Below are 17,571 nucleotides of genomic sequence, written 5' to 3' on the forward strand. Positions count from 1 at the left end.
ATGCAGCCCTGCGGTCCGATGCAATCAGGCCGGTTCGGGTGGCTTTGGCAGCCGTCCCATCAGATAAAACTCGTCGTTGGGGCGCATGTCGGTGAGGTTCGCCATCCGGTTCGACAGTGCGAAAAACGCGGCAATGGCGGCGATGTCCCAGACGTCGTCATTCGTGAAGCCGCGATCGGCAAGATTCACAAAGTCCGCGTCGCTGACCTTGTGCGCCTCGGCGCTGACCTTCAGCGCAAAATCGAGCATCGCTTTCTGACGCGGCGTGATGTCGGCCTTGCGATAATTCGCGGCGATCTGGTCGGCGATCTGAGGATTCTTGGCGCGGATGCGAAGGATCGCGCCGTGAGCCACGACGCAGTACTGACATTGATTGGCGATGCTGGTGGCGACCACGATCATTTCGCGTTCGGCTTTGGTCAGCCCGCCGTCTTTTTCCATGAGCGCATCGTGGTAGGCGAAAAAGGCGCGGAATTCGTCGGGTCGATAGGCCAGCGTCAGGAAGACGTTGGGAACGAAGCCGGACTTTTCCTGCACTGCCAGAATGCGCGCGCGAACGTCGTCAGGCAGCGTGGCGAGATCGGGTATCGGGAAACGTCCGGCGGCTGGCGACGTCATCAGGTCCGTCCTGTTCGATCCAGATGCGGATCATAGAGGATGGTAGCCCGGCCTGAAAGCGAGGCCTGTCGTTGGCGATGCCGAAGCGGTTTTGCCTTTCATCCGGAGCAGCGCGGACCTGCCCTTGATCTCATGGCACTCTACCGCAACGGCCTTTTCAGCAACGTGAAGCGGTCCGGATCGAGGCCGAGCGACGGCTGCAGCATCGGCGCGTCCAGCATGCGTGGGACCGGCTTTTCCGGGGAGACGATGTCGTTGGGAGCGTCGCGATGCGAGGTCGCGCCCCGCCAGCGTTCCAGAACGGCGTCGACGAACTGCGCGTCATGGCCGGGGGCGCTCGATGGTACGGTCGAAATCGTCGCCTCGCTGCGCGGCAACTGATGCGTCGGAACTTCCTTGAAGCGCAGCCGGGTGGGGAGCGCGACGCCCTCGCCGAACGCCAGCACCTCGCGGGTTCCGAGCGAGGGCACGAACGAGAGCAGGTTCGCCGCCGCATCCGAGACCGCCGAACGCAGCAGCGCCTGGTCGCGCTCGTTGGCGAGCCGCATCGTGAACAGCGTGTTGCATTGGGAAATGATGGTGGCGTCGAGTTCGGCCGGGCGCTGCGTCACCAGGCCAAGATAGACGCCATACTTGCGGCCTTCCTTGGCGATGCGGGAAATCGCCTTGCGCGTCGGGCCGAAGCCGATGCTGCGGTCGGCCGACGCATAGCGATGGGCTTCCTCGCAGACGAACAGCAGCGGCGAGACGCCGTCGCTCCACAGGCCGAAGTCGAATGCCATGCGGCAGAGGACCGACACCACGGAGTCGACGACCTCAGCGGGGAAGCCCGCAAGCTGCATGATTGTCATCGGCTTGCCGTTGGCGGGCAGGCGGAACAACAGGCTGACGACCTCGGCCATGGTATCGCCGCCGACGTTCGCATTGTCGAACATGAAGGCGTAGCGGGGATCGTTGCGCACGGTTTCGATGCGCGAGATCAGCTTGTGGTAGACGATGCGCGACGAGCGGTTCTCGAGTTTGCCCATGCGCTCGTCGATCAGCGAGATCATGTCGACCAGGCGATAGGGCACCGGCGTATCGGCGGTGAAGCCGACGCTCTTGGGATCGACGCGCTTGAGGCCGACGCGGTCGGCGTGCTGATATTGCGTATAGATTCCCTTCGCGATCGGGATCACCTCGGCGAGGATGTCGAGCTCCTCCGGCACGCCGGGCCGGCCTGCGAACAGGACGTCGACGATCTCCTCGAAGTTGAACAGCCAGAACGGTAATTTCAGATTGCGCGGATTGAGCACGATCGCGCGCTCGCCGAAACATCTGCCGTATTCGTTGTGAACGTCGAGCAGGAAGATGCGCAGGCTGGGCCGCGATTTCAGGATTTCGTTGATGAGCAGCGAAACGCCGCTCGACTTGCCGACGCCGGTCGAGCCGAGCACGGCGAAGTGCTTGCTGAGCATTTCCTCGATGTCGACATAGGCTATGACGGACCGGTCCTGCTGCAGCGTGCCGATGTCGATCTGATCCGCTCCGTTGGGTGTGTAGATGGTGCGCAGTTCCTGGTTCGTGATCAGCTCCGCCGGGTCGTCGATCGCCGGATAGTTGGTGACGCCGCGCTGGAATCGGGGGCGGGAACCGGAGCTGTCGAGGATTTCGCCGAGCAGGTCGACGGAGGCGCTTGCCATGAACTCGTCCGAGGACGGCAGATGCTCGCAGGAAACCTCGGTTATCATGGCGACGATCGTGGAAGTCGTGCTGCGCAGGCTGACGGACCGCCCGACGGTGGCTCGCGCTGCCGCAGGAGACATCCGGCTGGTCTTCAGAATACCGACGCGCGCCTGCGATCCGCGTACCGAGATCACGCGTCCGAACGAACTGCCGGAAGTCGTATGAAGCATTTTGCTGATCACAATTCTTGTGCTGTCGACCTCGACTGTCGCATGCAGTTATTGTCAAAACGGTTAAAGCCGGACCGTCCCGGGCAGCGCGACAGACCTGCCATGCACGTTGCGCGGTTCGTTGCGACGTGCTGATTTCATTGGGGAATGGGCTTCAAGAGCATGATCCCGAAAAAGTCTGCCCCAGGACCTGATCCGGGTTGGGAACGGTTTTCGGAAGATCATGCTCGATCAAAAAGATAGGCGCGACGAGTTGGAAATCGACTGGAGCGGTACCGGCCCCATCTGGCTTCGCCCGCGGAAGTTGGCGATTCATTAACCACACCGGGGCAGCCTGCGGGGCCGCAGTGGAATTGCCAGTGTTTTCGGAGGTTCAGGTCGTTCGGCGTCGTGAAAAAATGGATGCGCGGAGACCAAGGCCCACTCCGCAAGAGAGGTTGCCCGGTCCCAGCCAGAAGAAATGCGTCCCGGTCTGTCGGCGCTTGCCAAGGGAGGGAACGAGCGGGTAGAAGGACCACGTTTCGGCCGCGCGCGCCTTCGGCCTCGGCCGTCATCAGTAACGCCCTGCGGGCGTTGATGAAAACTTGGGGAATGGTGTAACGGTAGCACAACAGACTCTGACTCTGTTTGTCTAGGTTCGAATCCTAGTTCCCCAGCCAGAACGCTGCACTTAGTCTTGGTGAGGCGGCTATCGTTCAAAGGATAGTCGGCAGAGGCCGACGGTCGCCGATAGCAGGGTGTAAAAAGAAACCCCGAGAACTAGGCGGGACCTCTCTTTATCTCTCTATTTCTCACGCCCCCTCGTGCTTTCGCGGAGCGAGGAAGGGCGTCAGGGCGAACATCCCAAGCGCTACCAGGAACAAAAGCCAGACGGGAGCCTGGAAAGTGCCAGTGACATCTCGCAGGAAGCCGACGAGCCAAGGTCCGGTGGCGGCGAGCAAGTAACCGACGGTCATCATGAATGCATTCCAGGCATTCGCTTCATCCGCGCCATGCGCGTTATCGAGCGGCAAGGTCATTGCGAGCGTAAAGCCGCCGCCCACGCCAAATGCGGTGATGGCAATCCAGATGTGCGGCGCCATCGATGGCGGCGCCAACGCCATCCCGAGAGTTCCTGTACCTGCGAGCACCGCACAGGCCGCGAGCCACGCCCGACGATCATGCGCCCGGCTCAATAAGCCGAGCACCGGCATCGCAACCGTGAAAACCACAGTGAACGTCGCAAGCACGAGACCTGCCGATGCCGCGGACAGGCCATGCTCCCGGTACATCGGAGAAGTCCATGCCAGGAACGCGAAGAACAGGAAATTGTCGCAAGCGAAGAAAAGCGCCACCAGCCAGGCTTTTGGGTGCCCAAGCGGTAATCGTATAGCCTTGACGACCTTGGCCGGGACTCCAGCCAACTCTCGCTTTTCCCACAGGAGGATTCCAAGCGCTGCGAAAATCGCTATCAAGGCAACCGGGCTCCATATGCCTGTTCCGATCCGCCATCCGCTCAATCCGTTTGCGCCAGCAAACGCCGCAATCGGGCCAGTCGCGGCTGCGGAGATCGTGGTGCTGCCCGCGAGCGCGGTCGTATAGATGCTCATCATCATGGCGACGTTCGTCGGAAACCTGGCCTTGATGATCCCGGCAAACAGTGTGCCCGATATCGCGATCCCGGCCCCCACGCCGACCGTCGTCAGCAGCAACAGCGTGACGTCCGAGACGAGCGAGCGTGCCGCCATCGAGATGAACAGCAGCACGAGAGAGCCGAGCAACAACTCGTTTTTTCCCAATCGCCGCGCCAACCACGGAGTCGGCAGCGCCAGTAGCCCCATCAGGAGCGTCGGGATGGTCGTCAGCAACGATGCCACCGTATGCGAAAGCGCAAACTCTCGACTGATGAGCGGTAGAACCGGACCGATTGACGCGATGCCAGGACGAAGCGCCATCGCAATGACGACCATCGCAGCGACGAGCCAAGCCGCTTTCTCTCCACTGGCCGAGCCTTCGCGGATCGGCTTGGCATTGCAAATCGCTGCCGCTGCGGCGGTATCCTGCATGATGCGCACCATTGGGCTATGGCATTTAGCCGGGAGCCAGTTGCCATGATCGGATTGGTTGCCGGAGCTCTGTGACCAAATCAATAAAGCCCGCTGATCAAGCGATCCAACTCATTGTTTGTATCATTCAAATCGATGCTCTCGATGAGAACCGTGTCCGACGGCTATGCTGTTTTTTGCGGTACGCGGCGTGGTACAGGAGTCCACAGGGATGCGGTCGGCCGATCAAGTCACAAAATCGATTGATTGAGCCATAGCAATTTATTGTGGTAATCGATAAAGCTAATCGATACTGGGTGCCGGGCGTCTTGCATTCCTTCGCCTTGCTTTCCTCATTGTCGCGGGCTTCAGCCTCACACGGATCAAGTCTGCCGGATTGTGTGCTTCATGACGCTGGAACAGTTGCGCATCTTCATTGCGGTTGCGGAAAGACAACACGTCACGCAGGCCGCGGGCGAGTTGAATTTGACGCAATCGGCAACGAGCGCCGCTATCGCATCGCTGGAGACGCGTTACGGCATAAAGCTGTTCGATCGTATCGGACGTGGCATCGTGCTGACGCAAGCGGGGCGCGATTTCCTTTACGAAGCCCGTGGCGTCGTGGCCCGCGCCAAGGCGGCAGAGCAGATACTAAATGATCTGGCCGGTCTGAAGCGTGGATCATTGACGATCGCAGCCAGCCAGACGGTGGCGAATTACTGGTTGCCTGCGCGCATCCAACAATTTCAAACGGTCCATCCAGGCATCGACCTTCGAATCACGATCGCAAACACGGAACAGGTGACTCAGGCCGTCCATAACGGCATCGCGGACCTGGGATTTGTCGAAGGCGAGACGAGCGACCCTCTGCTGGCCGTTCGGAAAATCGAGGGAGACTCGTTGATCGTCGTCGTTGGCAGGAAGCATCCCTGGGCCGGTCAGACCAGGATTGCGCCGAAAAGCCTGACTGCCACGGGCTGGATCTTGCGGGAGCCCGGTTCCGGCACCCGATCGATGTTCGAGGCCGCGCTTCGAAAATTTGGGCTGAATATATCGGACCTTGCAATCAGGCTCGAATTGCCATCGAACGAGGCCGTGCGCGTGACCGTCGAGTCGGGCGATTGCGCGACCGCGATATCTGATCTCGTCGTGACGCAATCGCTGAAAGCCGGAACGCTTCATCGCGTCAAGATCGAACTCCCGCGACGCTCCTTCTTTGTTTTGCGACACAAAGAGCGTTATGCCAGTCAGGCACAGAAAGCGTTGCTCGCATCGTTCCGGATCTGAAGTCGTCTCAATCCCAGGAAATCGTATCAGGCGGGAAGCGATTCTGGGACTGCCCGAGAAGGTTGAAGACGACACGCGCGCGGGCGCACGTCCTACAAATTAGAAGCCGCTGGTGTTGGCTTCTGATCTCCGCGCTATTCGGCCGCTTCCTTGATCGAACCGGGCAGGTTTCGATCGCTCCCGGCGTCTCCGCGGCCCCAGCGGGACAGCCAGTTGGAGAACTGGTCGAGGTAGAGATAAACCACCGGCGTGGTGAACAGCGTCAACGCCTGGCTGACCGCCAATCCGCCGACCATGGCGTAGCCGAGCGGCTGGCGGATTTCCGCGCCGGTGCCGGTGCCGAGCATCAGCGGCACGCCGCCGAGCATCGCGGCCATGGTCGTCATCATGATCGGGCGGAAGCGGAGCAGGGCGGCCTTGCGGATGGATTGCTCCGGCGACAGGTGCTCCTCGCGCTCCGCCGCGATCGCGAAGTCGACCATCATGATGCCGTTCTTCTTGACGATGCCGATCAACAGAATGATGCCGATCAGCGCGATCAGGCTGAAGTCGTAACCGAACAGCATCAGCGTCGCGAGCGCGCCGACGCCCGCCGAAGGCAACGTCGACAGGATGGTGATCGGGTGGATGTAGCTTTCGTAGAGAATGCCGAGGATCAGATAGACCACGACGAGCGCGGCGAGGATCAACAGCGGCACGGTGCCGAGCGACTGCTGGAAGGCCTGCGCGGTGCCCTGAAAACTGCCGTTGAGCGTCGCCGGCGTGCCAAGCTGCCGCATGGCGTTCTGCACGGCATCGGTGGCTTGTCCCAGCGCGACGCCCTGCGCGAGGTTGAAGCTGATGGTGATCGCCGGAAACTGGCCCTGATGGCTGATCGACAGCGGGCGCACCGGCACGGTCGTCCACTTGGCGAAGACCGAGAGCGGGACCTGTTCGCCGGTGAGCGGTGATTTCACGTAGATCTTGTTCAGGGTGTCGACTTTGCCCTGCAACTCGGGAAGGATCTCGAGGATCACGTGATAGCTGTTGAGCTGCGTGAAGTACTGCGCGACCTGCCGCTGGCCGAACGCGTCATAGAGCGTGTCGTCGATGAGTTGCGGCGCGATGCCGTAACGCGAGGCAGCGTCGCGATCCACTGTGAGCGTCAGCGTGGTGCCGTTGGTCTGCTGGTCGGTGGCGACGTCGCGGAGTTGCGGCAGCGTCTGCAGCTTGCTCAGCACCTTCGGCGCCCAGGTGTTCAATTCGTCGAGATTGGCATCCTGTAGCGTAAACTCGAACTGCGTGCGGGTGGCGCGCCCGCCGAGCCGGACGTCCTGCGCCGCCTGAAGAAACTGCCGCGCGCCTTCGACCTTGTCGAGCTTGGGCCGCAGCCGCGCGATGATCTGCTGCGCCGAGGCGTCGCGCTCCCCGCGCGGTTTCAGCGTGACGTACATGCGGCCGTTGTTGAGCGCGCTGCCGCCGCCGCCGATGAACATGGCGATGCTGGCGACGCCGGGATCGGACATCACGATCCGCCCAAGTTCCTCCTGCTTCCGCTTCATCTCATCGAAGGAGATGTCCTGCGCGGCCTCGGACGTGCCCAGGATCATGCCGTTGTCCTGTTGCGGAAAGAATCCCTTCGGGATGGTGACGAACAGGTAGATCGACAGGCCGAGCGTCACGAAGAACACCAGAAGCGTGGCGCGCCTCCAGCGCAGCACGAGGTCCAGACCGCGGCGATAGGCGTCGAGCATGGCGTCGAAGCCGCGTTCGCTGAGCTGATAGAGCTTGCCATGGCGGACGTCATGCTGGTTTCGCAGGAAGCGCGACGCCATCATCGGCGTCAGCGTCAGCGACACCACGAGCGACACGAAGATCGCCATCGCCAGCGTCACCGCGAATTCGCGGAACAGACGTCCGATGATGCCGCCCATCAGCAAGAGCGGGATCAGCACCGCGACCAGCGAAATGCTGATCGACATGATGGTGAAGCCGATCTCGCCCGCGCCCTTGAGCGCGGCCGCCATCGGCGTTTCGCCTTGCTCGATGTAGCGACTTATGTTTTCCAGCATGACGATGGCGTCGTCGACGACGAAGCCGACCGAAATCGTCAGCGCCATCAGCGAGAGATTATCGAGCGAATAGCCGAACGGCCACATCAGGGCGCACGCGCCGAGCAGCGCCAGCGGAACGGTGACGCTCGGAATGATGGTCGCCCAGAAACTTCTCAGGAACAGGAAGATCACCATCACGACGAGAACGATGGTGATGAGCAGCGTGATCTGCACGTCTTCGACGGCGGCGCGGATCGTCTCGGTGCGGTCGCTGATGATCTTGATCTTGATCGCCGGCGGGATCGCCGCGATCAGTTTCGGCAGTTCCGCCTTGATCCGATCGACCGTGTCGATGACGTTGGCGCCGGGCTGCTTGAAAATAACGAGAAACACGCCGCGCTCGCCGTTCGCCCACGCCGCCCGCTTGTTGTCCTCGGGGCCGGACACCGCTCGGCCGATATCGCGGATGCGCAGCGGCCCGCCGTTGCGGTAGGCGATGATGACGTCATTCCAGTCCTTCGACGCGGTCAACTGGTCGTTGGCGTAGATGGTGTAGCTGCGCGTTCCGCCGTCGATGCTGCCTTTCGGGCTGTCGACCGTCGTCATGGTGATCTGGCTGCGGATGTCCTCCAGCGACAATCCCTTGGCCACGAGCTTCGCCGGATCGATCTGGATACGAATCGCGGGTTTCTGCTGGCCGCCGACGAACACCTGCGCGACGCCGGAAATCTGGCTGATCTGCTGCGCCATCTGCGCGTCGGTGTCGTCGCTCACCGTGGTCAGGGGCAGGGTGTCGGATGTCGCCGACAGCAGCATGATGGGCGAGTCGGCCGGATTGACCTTGCGGTAGGTCGGTGGGCTCGGAAGGTTTTTCGGCAACTGGCCGCCGGCGGCATTGATGGCGCCCTGAACGTCGTTGGCCGCGCCGTCGATGTTGCGGTTGAGATCGAACTGGATCGTGATCGAGGTCGATCCGATCGAACTGGTCGAGGTCATCTGCGCGATGCCGGGAATCTGCGCCATTTGCCGCTCGAGCGGCTGCGCCACCGACGACGCCATGGTTTCGGGGCTTGCGCCGGGCAGGTTCGCCTGGACCTGGATGGTGGGGAAATCGACCTGCGGCAGCGGCGCGACCGGCAGCAGCGGGAACGCCACCAGTCCGACAAACAGAATGCCTGCCATCAGCAACGAGGTTGCGATGGGGTATCTGATAAACGGTGCGGAAATGCTGCCGTTCATTCTAGCGTCCTGATCCCGGAGTTCGCATGTCTTGCAGCAACCACGACGCGAGCTTCCGGACTAATGGGCTTTGCCGTCAGACGGCTCGGACTCCGCGACTGTCGTGGTCACGGCCGATCCCGGCTCAACCCGATATTGTCCAGCAACTATAACACGTTCTCCGGGGGTCAGGCCGCTCTCGATGACGGTTTTGCCGTCGATCGACTGGCCGACCTTGATCTTGCGAAACTCGGCCTTGTTGTCCTGGTTGACGGCGTAGGCATAAAGCCCGTCGGTTCCGTGCTTGACGGCGTCGTCGGGAACCACGACTGCGTCTTTTACCGTGGACACCAACAGGCGGGTCGAGACCGACTGCCCGGGCCACAGGACGTGATCCTTGTTCTCGAAAACCGCCTTGAGGCGAATAGTTCCGCTGGTGGTGTCGACCTGATTGTTGATCAGCATCAGCGTACCTTCGGAAAGAACCCGCTTGCCGTCAGTGGAATAGGCGATCGTCTTCGGCGATCCGGCGGCGAGGGCGTCCTGGATCTGCGGGAGCTGCTCTTCCGGCGCGGTGAAGATCACGGCGATCGGCTCGATCTGGGCGATGGTGACGATGCCGGTCTGCGTCGAGGCGTTGACGATGTTGCCCTGATCCACCTGACGGAAGCCGGTGACTCCTGCGATCGGGGCGCGGATGTTGGTGTAGTCGAGCTGGGTTTGCGCGTTGGCGATCGCGGCGTCGTCCGCCTCGATCTGCGCGGTGAGCTGCTGCACGGTGGATCGCTGGGTGTCGGTCTGCTGCCGGGTCGCGAATTCGCCGAGCTTGGTATAACGCTGCAAGTCGAGATTGGCATTGGCGCGGTTGGCTTCATCCTGCGCCTTCTTGGCCCTGGCCTGATCGAGCGCCGCCTGGAATGGCCGCGGATCGATATGGGCGAGCAAATCGCCCTTCTGGACCAGTTGACCCTCCTTGAAGGCGATCCGGTCGATCTGACCGTCGACCCGGGTGCGGACCACGACGGTATTGAAACCCTGAACGGTCCCGAGCCCGGTCAGGTAGACCGGGAAGTCGCCCTTCCGCACCGTTGCGATCTTGACCGGAATCGCGCGGGCCTTCGCGGCGCCGGCATGATCGGCACCGTTATGCTTTCCCGCGCCGTGCTGCCACAGCGCGTAGCCGCCCGCCAGGGCGATCACCGCGACGAGGGAGGTCCAACCGAGGATTCGCGACCGTGACATGGGGGCTCGCGCTGAAAAATCCGGACTTCAAAAACTGTCCGGTTAGCCGTAGATAGATGCATGCATATAATGTGTAAACACACCATCCTTTGATAATTCTAAACAATCGGAAACCTTTAGGACCAGCGCGCTGCCGATGTCCCTCGATCGCAAACGCCAGTTCGTCGCGCAATTGATCGAAAGCTCGCGCCTGGTGCGCAACTATATCGACCTGCGCGCCAAGGGCTGCGGGACTACGCGGGCACAGTGGATCGTGCTGTTCCAACTCCGTCAGAAGGAAGGTCTGTCGCAAGTCGATCTGGCCGAAGTCCTGGAACTGCAGCCGATTTCCCTGGTGCGGCTGCTCGACCGGCTGGTCGATCACGGCCTCCTGGAGCGCCGGCCGGATCCGCGGGATCGGCGGGCCAATCGTTTGTTTCTGACCGGGGCAGGGCGTCGGCTCGTCGACGATCTGGACAGCCTGCGCGACTCGATCGCCGCCGATGTCTTGCAGGGAATTCCGGCGGACACGATCGAAACCAGTCTCGAAGCCCTCCGGGCGATCAAGCACCGTATCAAGTGCGTCTCCGACGACAAGAGTCCTGAAAATCCCGGCGACGCCGCGGGCAAATAACAGCTGTAGGCCGTCCGTCGAAATGTTGTGGCTTGCGCGACGGTCCTGACGATCGGGTTGTCAAGCGGACATCGCTTCTTCCATATCAGCCCACTGCAAATCCGGGCGAAGCCGGAATGCACGAAAAGGAAGGAGCCGACGGATGGACGAGTTGAACGGCCGGATGATGGCCTGCCAGATCATGATTACCGGTTTGATCGCACGCGTGGCCAACAATTCTCCCGACCCGCTCCGTTTCCTGACCGATTTCCGCGACGAGATCAAAGCCGTGGTGCGGCAGGTCAATATCGCTGGGACGGACGACACGGATCGCATACGCAGCGTCGCACAAAAGACCGTCGATGAAATGCTGTCGCTGATGAAGCCGCCGAGCGCCGGCTGAGGATTGCCGCGCTCCGGCAATTAGAATTGTTTCAAATACAGCGCAGTCAAGGGAATTGAACGCATAGGACTGCGACGGATTGGTCAAGCAATTTAGAATCGCTATGATTTAGATAGATTCAAAGAATGAAAGCAGCGCCGTTCGCCGAAACGCGTTGACCCTCAAAATCCTGATCGATAGTGCTCCTCATGCGGTAAATGAGCGCAGCGTCAATCACGCGCATTGACCTGTTACCAATTGGGGGACGTTTCATGAGCAATGCAAGGATGCCGAGGTCGTTGCGGACGGTCGTAGCCACCGACCCGACCGACAAGTCGCCGGATGTCAACTCCGTCGGCAAGGTATCCGCCGTTGCGGGTCTCATCGCGGCCGCCTCCTTCTCGCCCGCCGAAGCGCAGCAATCCAGCCTCCCGCCGGTGACGATCGATGCCCCGGTCGCCCGTCCGCATCATGCTGCGCCGAAGCCCACGGCGGACCACGTCCGGGCGCGCACGGCGTTACGCCGCGCGGCGCGGCGCACCCAACCCGCGCAGGTCGCGCCGGTGCCGTTCCCCAATGCGGGCAACCTGGCTGCGGACCGCAATCCCTACGCCGATGCGGCCGCGCCCTATAAGGTCGATCACCTGCAGGCGTCCGGCAAATTTCCCGAGCCGCTGCTGAATACGCCGAAGACGGTCACGGTTCTCAGCAAGGAAGTGCTCGCGGACAAGAGCGCCACCTTGCTCAAGGATGTGGCGCGCACCACCGCGGGCGTCACGCTCGGGACGGGCGAGGGCGGCAACGCTTTCGGCGACCGCTTTTTCATCCGCGGCTTCGATGCGCGCAACGACGTGTTCATCGACGGCGTTCGCGATCCGGGCGTCAGCGTTCGCGAGAACTTCTTCACCGAGCAGGTGGAAATCCTGCGCGGGCCGGGCTCGTCGTTCGCGGGCCGCGGCACCACAGGCGGCGCGATCAACATCGTGACCAAGCAGGCCAATACCCAAGGCAACTTCTACAACATGGACACGATCTTCGGCACCGACCAGACCAAGCGGGTGGTGCTCGACGTCAACCAGGTCATCAACCCGACATTGGCCGTCCGCGCGGGAGGGCTGTTTCAGGACGCCGATGTCGCGGGCCGCAAATACGTCACCGACGATCGCGGCGGTGGTTTCCTGGCGGTGACATGGACGCCGATCGATGCGATCAAGGTGCAGGCCAACTACATCCACACCGACCTGCATGGCTTGCCGGATTTCGGCGTGCCGTATTACCGGCCGGCGAGCGCGTTTACAGGAACGTACTATACCTCGACCGCCGGCGGACCGTTCCCGCAATATGGCGTCAACCGCAACACCTGGTACGGCTTCCTCAATCGCGACTACCAGTCCTACAGACAGGACATCGGCACGCTGAACCTGGAAGCGCACATCACGCCCGACCTCATGGTCACCAACAAGACGCGCGTGCAGCACTCGATCCTGGACTATATCGGCACGTTGCCTGAACGTCCGGTGGTGACTGCTGCGAACCCCGCGCTCTGGACGCTCAGCGCCAATCCGCAGAGCCGCTTTCAGCCGACCGACGTCTTCGCCAACCAGACCGAGGCGGCCTACAAGTTCGGCACCGGCGCGTGGCGCCATACCGCGGTCGCCGGCGTGGAAATCTCGGCCGAGAGATCCAGCATCGACAAGTATGCGGGCTTGAGTTCCGAGGCGCTACCGGGCGGCTTGAGCGGCTCGGGCTCGGTGGCAGGCGTCAACATCTTCAATCCGCAATACACGAACACGCCGTTCGGCACCGAGCCGACGCTCGCGGGGCTGCCAACCAAGATCAATATCGATACCAAGAGCGTCTACCTGCTCGATACAGCCAACTATAACGACTTCATTATTCTGAACGCCGGCATCCGTTACGACGACTATCACATCGGCACCAGCGGCTACGGCACGGTGAACGGCGTTGCGAACACGTTTGGCACCCAATCGCTCGACTCCGGGCTGACCAACTACAATTTCGGCGCGGTGGTGAAGCCGTTGCCCTATGTCAGCCTTTATGCCGCCTATGCGACGTCCGCCAATCCGGTCGGCGCCGAGTTCGACGGCACCAGCGCGACGTATGGTGGACTTGCCCCCATTCTGAACGGCAATTCGAACCAGATCTTCGGACCCGAGAAAAACCGCGCCGCCGAAGTCGGCACCAAGTGGGAACTGTTCGATCGTCATCTTTTGCTCCAAGCTTCGCTATTCCAGACTTGGAAGGACAACGCGCGCGAGTCGCAGAACATCACGACCGCGGCGGCAGCGACGCCGACCTGTCCCTATACCGCGACCACCGGTTCAGTGTCCTGCATTACCGCGGGCGCGGCCTATTGGATTCGCGGTATCGACATCGAAGCCGCCGGCAAGATCACCGACAAATGGAGCGTGTTCGGCGGCGTCGTGCTGATGCAGTCGGAAGTGACGAAGTCGCTCGCCCCCTCGGCGCAACCGCTGCTTTACGCGAGCAATGTCGGCCTGCCACTCGCCAACATCGCGCATCAGTCCTTCAACCTCCTCACCAAGTACCAGGTGACGGACATCTGGGAGATTGGCGCGCAGGCGACCTATCGCTCGAAGATCTACGGCGGCACGTTGCTCGCTGCGAACCAGGGGACGTCACTGCCTGACTACTGGCGCTTCGACGCCTTCACCGAAGTGAAGATCAATCCGAACTGGAAGGTGAAGCTCGCCGTCAACAACATCACCAATCAGCTCATCTATGACGCCTTGTATCAGAGCGCCACGCCGTTCGTGTTCGTCGCGCCGGGCCGTGTCGCCTATCTGACACTGTCGGCCCGTTACTGATCGATCCACTTTCGGGGATGCGGACACATGCTGATCTGCGTCCCCGAAGTATTGACCAAGGATGACGTGGCGGATTTCCGCCGCGTCATGGACGCCGCCGAATGGGAGGATGGCCGCTCCACGGCGGGCGCGCAGTCGGCGCTGGTCAAGAAAAACGAGCAGTTGCCGCCGGACAGCGAGGTGGCCCGGACGCTCGGCAACCGGATCATTTCGGCGCTGACGGGGAATCCGCGGTTCATCTCGGCGGCGATTCCGCTGCAGATTTTTCCACCTTTGTTCAACCGCTACGTCGCATCCGACGGGCATCATTTCGGCGTTCACGTCGACAACGCCGTGCGCGGCGACCGTTTGACCGGCTTGCGAATTCGCACCGACCTGTCGGTCACGTTGTTTTTATCGGAACCGGAGGATTACGACGGCGGCGAACTGGTGGTCGAAGACAACTACGGTTCGCATGAAATCAAGCTGCCGGCCGGCGATCTGGTTCTTTATCCCGCGTCCAGCCTGCATTTGGTGACGCCGGTGACCCGTGGTGCGCGGGTTGCGTCTTTTTTCTGGCTGCAGAGCATGGTACGGGATGATCACGCGCGCAGCCTGATCTTCGACCTGGACACGGCGATTCAAAATCTTGTTGAACGGCTGGGACGCGATGATCCTGAAACGGTCAAATTGACGGGCATCTATCACAATCTCATCCGCTATTGGGCGGAGGTATGAGTAGCCGCAATGTTTAGAATGGTTCTAAGAGTTCTGCCGATGGCGGTCGCATTGACGTTTGCGTCGCTGGCGTCACCCGTGGCCGCACAGCAGAACAAGATCGCCGCGCCACCGCAAGCAGCCCAGATTCAGTCGCCGGTTCAGACGACCGCACCCCCGACGCCCAGCATATCGCCGCCGCCTGTTGCCGATGCCGCACCCGCTTCGAGTGCGACGGCCATCAACCCGCTGAAGGCGGAGACGACGCCTCACGAACTGTCGCCGTGGTCGATGTTTCTGTCGGCTGACGTCCTGGTCAAGTTCGTGATGATCGGTCTTGCGTTTGCCTCGCTGGTGACCTGGACGATCTTCATTGCGAAAATGATCGAGTTGTCGCTGGCGCGGCGCAACCTCGGTGCGGCGCTGACACAGATCAGCGAGTCGCGCTCGCTGGCGGAAGCGCAGATGGCGCTCGGCGACAAAAACAGCGTGCTGGCGTCCTTGCTGGCGGCGGCGATGCGCGAGGCGCGGCTGTCGGCCGGTATCTCCAGCGACGCCGGCATCAAGGAACGGGCGGCTTCGAGTTTCGCCGAAATCGTCCGCGCGGAATCGCGACGTATCCGGCTCGGAATGGGCCTGCTTGCGACCATCGGCGCGACATCGCCGTTCGTCGGCCTGTTCGGCACCGTCTGGGGCATCATGAACAGCTTCATCGGAATTTCCAAGTCGCAGACCACCAACCTCGCCGTGGTCGCGCCCGGCATCGCCGAAGCGCTGCTCGCGACCGCGCTCGGCCTCGTCGCGGCGATCCCGGCGGTCATCATCTACAACTACTTCGCGCGCGTGACGCGGGGCTATATCGAACTGGTCAGCCGCGCGTCCGGGTCCTCCGGACGATTGCTGTCGCGCGACCTGGACCGGACCCATGGCGGGTCCCTCGGCGCAGCGCATTCGCGTGCGGCGGAGTAGACGATGGGCGCATCGATTGCAGAAGGCGGCTTTGACGACGACGAGGACTACGCCGAAGCGCACGAGATCAACGTCACGCCGTTCATCGACGTCATCCTGGTTTTGCTGATCATCTTCATGGTGGCCGCGCCGCTGTCGACCGTCGATCTTCCGGTCAACCTTCCGACGTCGAGTGCGACCCCGCAGAAGAAGCCGGACAAGCCGACCTATGTGAGCATCAAGGCCGATCTTGCGGTTGCGATCGGCGAAACGCTGGTCAAGCGGGTCGATCTGGTCCGGACGCTCGACAGCACGCCGAACATGACCAAGGACAGTTTCATCTTCCTGCGCGCGGATCGCGCGGTGCCTTATGGCGACCTGATGGACGTGCTGGAGATACTGCGCGCCGGCGGCTTTACGAAAATCAAGCTGGTGGCGCTCGAGGGCGTTCCGGACGCCCAGTCCGTTCCGGCCGCGGCCACCGCCACCGCAAAGCCTTGAACCATGCCTGAGATCATCGCAGAGCCTCCGCCGTCCCGCCGTCTTTGGGTTTTCTCCGCGGTCGCAGCACTTGCGATCCACATCGGTTGCGTGGCGCTGGCGATGGCTCACATGCAGTCCGACGAGGCCGAAGACGATCTCGGCGCGCCGGCGATCGAGATCGGACTCGATCTGGCTTCGCCGCACCGCGAGGCGACCGACCTTCCGCCCGGACCCGACACCGACGCGTCCGTCGCTTCACCCGCGCTTGCCGAGCAGAAGGCGGTCGTGAAGGAGACCGATCTGCCCAAGGACACGCCGACGGAGGCCGAGGACCCGGATCGGATCGTTACCGAAAACGAGTCGAAGAAGCCGGTGGATGACGATCCGGAGAAGGCGGCGGTGCAGACGTCGGCCTCGCAGGAATCGGTAGCCGCAGAGGCGACCGCGATGCCGAGCGTCGAACATGCGCCGGAGTCGGAGCGTTCGGTCGCGCCGCAGCAAGGCACCGGCGCGAGCGCCCGCCGCATCCGCGCCACATGGCAGAAGGAACTGGTCGCGCACCTTGACAAGCACAAGCGCTATCCGTCTGAACGCTCACAGAAGAGCGCGGAAATTCTCGTCAACTTCGTGCTCGATCGCCTCGGCCATATCGTTTCGGCGTCGATCGTGAAGGGATCGGGCGATGCGGTCTTCGATCAGGCCGCGCTGGCCATGTTGCACCGGTCCGATCCGGTGCCGCCGCCGCCGCCGCTGATCGCGGACGAGGGATTGAGCTTCACCCTGCCGGTGGTGTTCCGGGTCAAGAACAAGGGCTGACGTCGTCTTTGCCGCTGACGTTGTCCCGGCCGCCGTGAGGCTGCGCGTTATCGGAAAAAATAGAACCGGATGCCGACGTAGATTGCGGCGAGCAGGACGAAGATCAGTGCGACCGGCAGGCGCTGGCGTGGACTCGTTCCGGAATTTTTGCCCGGCGTCTGTTGCGGTGCGGGACGCTTGAAGGCGGTGACATTATCGAGTTCCACGATCGGGTCTTTCGGCACCGACTTGATGTCCGGCGGCGTGCCGGTGCCGCCCATCTCCGCATAGTAGGCTTTGTAGATCATACCGATGGCGGCCTCGCTCGCCTCCGTCTCCGGCATCGTTTCGAGGAAATCCCTGTAACTGGAAAGGAATGCCAGGGCCTCGGCGGGCAGCGATGACGTGCCGTTCAGTTTCGTCATCATTTTCCAGGTCGCGAAGTCGGCGCGTGCCTTGGTGTCGGCGCGCCTCGCAATCATTTTGTCCTGTGCTTTGATCAACTGACT

The 17,571-nt window shown here is 61.9% G+C and carries 15 protein-coding genes and 1 tRNA gene; 10 read left to right on the forward strand and 6 right to left on the reverse strand.

Annotation, left to right across the window (positions count from 1 at the left end; translation table 11 throughout):
• Positions 1–24: 24 nt before the first annotated feature.
• Together ACS3WA_RS07030 and ACS3WA_RS07035 are read right to left on the reverse strand one after the other, a co-directional pair.
• On the reverse strand, positions 25–618 hold the full coding sequence (locus ACS3WA_RS07030) for a peroxidase-related enzyme (RefSeq protein ID WP_438277819.1): 594 nt from the start codon (positions 616–618) through the stop codon (positions 25–27).
• Positions 619–758: 140 nt separating this feature from the next.
• On the reverse strand, positions 759–2,300 hold the full coding sequence (locus tag ACS3WA_RS07035; protein ID WP_438277820.1) for an ATP-binding protein: 1,542 nt from the start codon (positions 2,298–2,300) through the stop codon (positions 759–761).
• On the opposite strand from ACS3WA_RS07035, the gene ACS3WA_RS07040 reads away from it, so the two are divergent.
• Both ACS3WA_RS07040 and ACS3WA_RS07045 read left to right on the forward strand, forming a co-directional pair.
• Positions 2,299–2,508 (forward strand): hypothetical protein, encoded by a 210-nt coding sequence (locus ACS3WA_RS07040; protein WP_438277821.1) that lies wholly within the window; start codon positions 2,299–2,301, stop codon positions 2,506–2,508. The two genes, ACS3WA_RS07035 and ACS3WA_RS07040, sit on opposite strands and share 2 nt — an antisense overlap.
• Before the next feature lie 590 nt (positions 2,509–3,098).
• Positions 3,099–3,172, forward strand: a tRNA-Gln gene (locus ACS3WA_RS07045).
• Between the two features lie 132 nt (positions 3,173–3,304).
• Here the strand turns inward: ACS3WA_RS07045 and ACS3WA_RS07050 are convergent.
• Complete coding sequence (locus ACS3WA_RS07050; RefSeq protein ID WP_438277822.1) at positions 3,305–4,558, reverse strand: MFS transporter; 1,254 nt, start codon at positions 4,556–4,558, stop codon at positions 3,305–3,307.
• A gap of 387 nt (positions 4,559–4,945) precedes the next feature.
• Between ACS3WA_RS07050 and ACS3WA_RS07055 the strand changes: the two genes are divergently transcribed.
• Positions 4,946–5,824 carry a LysR substrate-binding domain-containing protein gene (locus ACS3WA_RS07055; protein ID WP_438277823.1) on the forward strand — a complete coding sequence of 293 codons (879 nt, stop codon included), beginning with the start codon at positions 4,946–4,948 and terminating at the stop codon, positions 5,822–5,824.
• A gap of 134 nt (positions 5,825–5,958) precedes the next feature.
• Here ACS3WA_RS07055 and ACS3WA_RS07060 read toward each other — a convergent pair whose 3' ends face one another.
• A complete protein-coding gene (locus tag ACS3WA_RS07060) occupies positions 5,959–9,096 on the reverse strand; it encodes a multidrug efflux RND transporter permease subunit (protein WP_438277824.1) in 3,138 nt (1,045 codons plus the stop codon).
• 60 nt (positions 9,097–9,156) lie between these two features.
• A complete protein-coding gene (locus ACS3WA_RS07065) occupies positions 9,157–10,317 on the reverse strand; it encodes an efflux RND transporter periplasmic adaptor subunit (protein ID WP_438277825.1) in 1,161 nt (386 codons plus the stop codon).
• A 136-nt stretch (positions 10,318–10,453) separates the two neighbouring features.
• On the opposite strand from ACS3WA_RS07065, the gene ACS3WA_RS07070 reads away from it, so the two are divergent.
• The 7 genes from ACS3WA_RS07070 to ACS3WA_RS07100 all read left to right on the forward strand — a co-directional run bounded on the left by ACS3WA_RS07070 (position 10,454) and on the right by ACS3WA_RS07100 (position 17,083).
• Positions 10,454–10,930 carry a MarR family winged helix-turn-helix transcriptional regulator gene (locus tag ACS3WA_RS07070; RefSeq protein ID WP_438277826.1) on the forward strand — a complete coding sequence of 159 codons (477 nt, stop codon included), beginning with the start codon at positions 10,454–10,456 and terminating at the stop codon, positions 10,928–10,930.
• A gap of 142 nt (positions 10,931–11,072) precedes the next feature.
• Positions 11,073–11,312, forward strand: a complete 240-nt coding sequence (locus ACS3WA_RS07075; protein WP_292616982.1) for a hypothetical protein — start codon at positions 11,073–11,075, stop codon at positions 11,310–11,312.
• Between the two features lie 251 nt (positions 11,313–11,563).
• On the forward strand, positions 11,564–14,140 hold the full coding sequence (locus ACS3WA_RS07080; RefSeq protein ID WP_438277827.1) for a TonB-dependent receptor: 2,577 nt from the start codon (positions 11,564–11,566) through the stop codon (positions 14,138–14,140).
• A gap of 27 nt (positions 14,141–14,167) precedes the next feature.
• Positions 14,168–14,857 (forward strand): Fe2+-dependent dioxygenase, encoded by a 690-nt coding sequence (locus ACS3WA_RS07085; protein WP_438277828.1) that lies wholly within the window; start codon positions 14,168–14,170, stop codon positions 14,855–14,857.
• Between the two features lie 9 nt (positions 14,858–14,866).
• Positions 14,867–15,805, forward strand: coding sequence for a tonB-system energizer ExbB (gene exbB / locus ACS3WA_RS07090; RefSeq protein WP_438277829.1), 939 nt, complete (start codon positions 14,867–14,869; stop codon positions 15,803–15,805).
• A gap of 3 nt (positions 15,806–15,808) precedes the next feature.
• Entirely contained in the window at positions 15,809–16,285 is a 477-nt protein-coding gene (gene exbD / locus ACS3WA_RS07095) for a TonB system transport protein ExbD (protein ID WP_438277830.1), read from the forward strand.
• Between the two features lie 3 nt (positions 16,286–16,288).
• The gene (locus ACS3WA_RS07100; protein WP_438277831.1) at positions 16,289–17,083 is read left to right on the forward strand and encodes a TonB family protein; all 795 of its coding nucleotides are present in this window, start codon (positions 16,289–16,291) and stop codon (positions 17,081–17,083) included.
• 47 nt (positions 17,084–17,130) lie between these two features.
• Here the strand turns inward: ACS3WA_RS07100 and ACS3WA_RS07105 are convergent, their stop codons facing one another.
• The gene (locus ACS3WA_RS07105; protein ID WP_438277832.1) at positions 17,131–17,544 is read right to left on the reverse strand and encodes a hypothetical protein; all 414 of its coding nucleotides are present in this window, start codon (positions 17,542–17,544) and stop codon (positions 17,131–17,133) included.
• Positions 17,545–17,571: the final 27 nt, after the last annotated feature.

Source organism: Nitrobacter sp. (assembly GCF_051535235.1).
In the GTDB taxonomy this organism is placed as follows: Bacteria; Pseudomonadota; Alphaproteobacteria; order Rhizobiales; family Xanthobacteraceae; genus Nitrobacter.

Bases quoted from the DNA above. Each gene is read 5' to 3' on its own strand.
- ACS3WA_RS07105 (WP_438277832.1), bottom strand. From the start codon at position 17,544: ATGATTGCGAGGCGCGCCGACACCAAGGCACGCGCCGACTTCGCGACC.
- ACS3WA_RS07085 (WP_438277828.1), top strand. From the start codon at position 14,168: ATGCTGATCTGCGTCCCCGAAGTATTGACCAAGGATGACGTGGCGGAT.
- ACS3WA_RS07040 (WP_438277821.1), top strand. From the start codon at position 2,299: ATGAACTCGTCCGAGGACGGCAGATGCTCGCAGGAAACCTCGGTTATC.
- ACS3WA_RS07030 (WP_438277819.1), bottom strand. From the start codon at position 618: ATGACGTCGCCAGCCGCCGGACGTTTCCCGATACCCGATCTCGCCACG.
- ACS3WA_RS07070 (WP_438277826.1), top strand. From the start codon at position 10,454: ATGTCCCTCGATCGCAAACGCCAGTTCGTCGCGCAATTGATCGAAAGC.
- ACS3WA_RS07050 (WP_438277822.1), bottom strand. From the start codon at position 4,558: ATGCAGGATACCGCCGCAGCGGCAGCGATTTGCAATGCCAAGCCGATC.
- ACS3WA_RS07035 (WP_438277820.1), bottom strand. From the start codon at position 2,300: ATGGCAAGCGCCTCCGTCGACCTGCTCGGCGAAATCCTCGACAGCTCC.
- ACS3WA_RS07055 (WP_438277823.1), top strand. From the start codon at position 4,946: ATGACGCTGGAACAGTTGCGCATCTTCATTGCGGTTGCGGAAAGACAA.
- ACS3WA_RS07080 (WP_438277827.1), top strand. From the start codon at position 11,564: ATGAGCAATGCAAGGATGCCGAGGTCGTTGCGGACGGTCGTAGCCACC.
- ACS3WA_RS07075 (WP_292616982.1), top strand. From the start codon at position 11,073: ATGGACGAGTTGAACGGCCGGATGATGGCCTGCCAGATCATGATTACC.
- ACS3WA_RS07065 (WP_438277825.1), bottom strand. From the start codon at position 10,317: ATGTCACGGTCGCGAATCCTCGGTTGGACCTCCCTCGTCGCGGTGATC.
- exbD (WP_438277830.1), top strand. From the start codon at position 15,809: ATGGGCGCATCGATTGCAGAAGGCGGCTTTGACGACGACGAGGACTAC.
- exbB (WP_438277829.1), top strand. From the start codon at position 14,867: ATGTTTAGAATGGTTCTAAGAGTTCTGCCGATGGCGGTCGCATTGACG.
- ACS3WA_RS07100 (WP_438277831.1), top strand. From the start codon at position 16,289: ATGCCTGAGATCATCGCAGAGCCTCCGCCGTCCCGCCGTCTTTGGGTT.
- ACS3WA_RS07060 (WP_438277824.1), bottom strand. From the start codon at position 9,096: ATGAACGGCAGCATTTCCGCACCGTTTATCAGATACCCCATCGCAACC.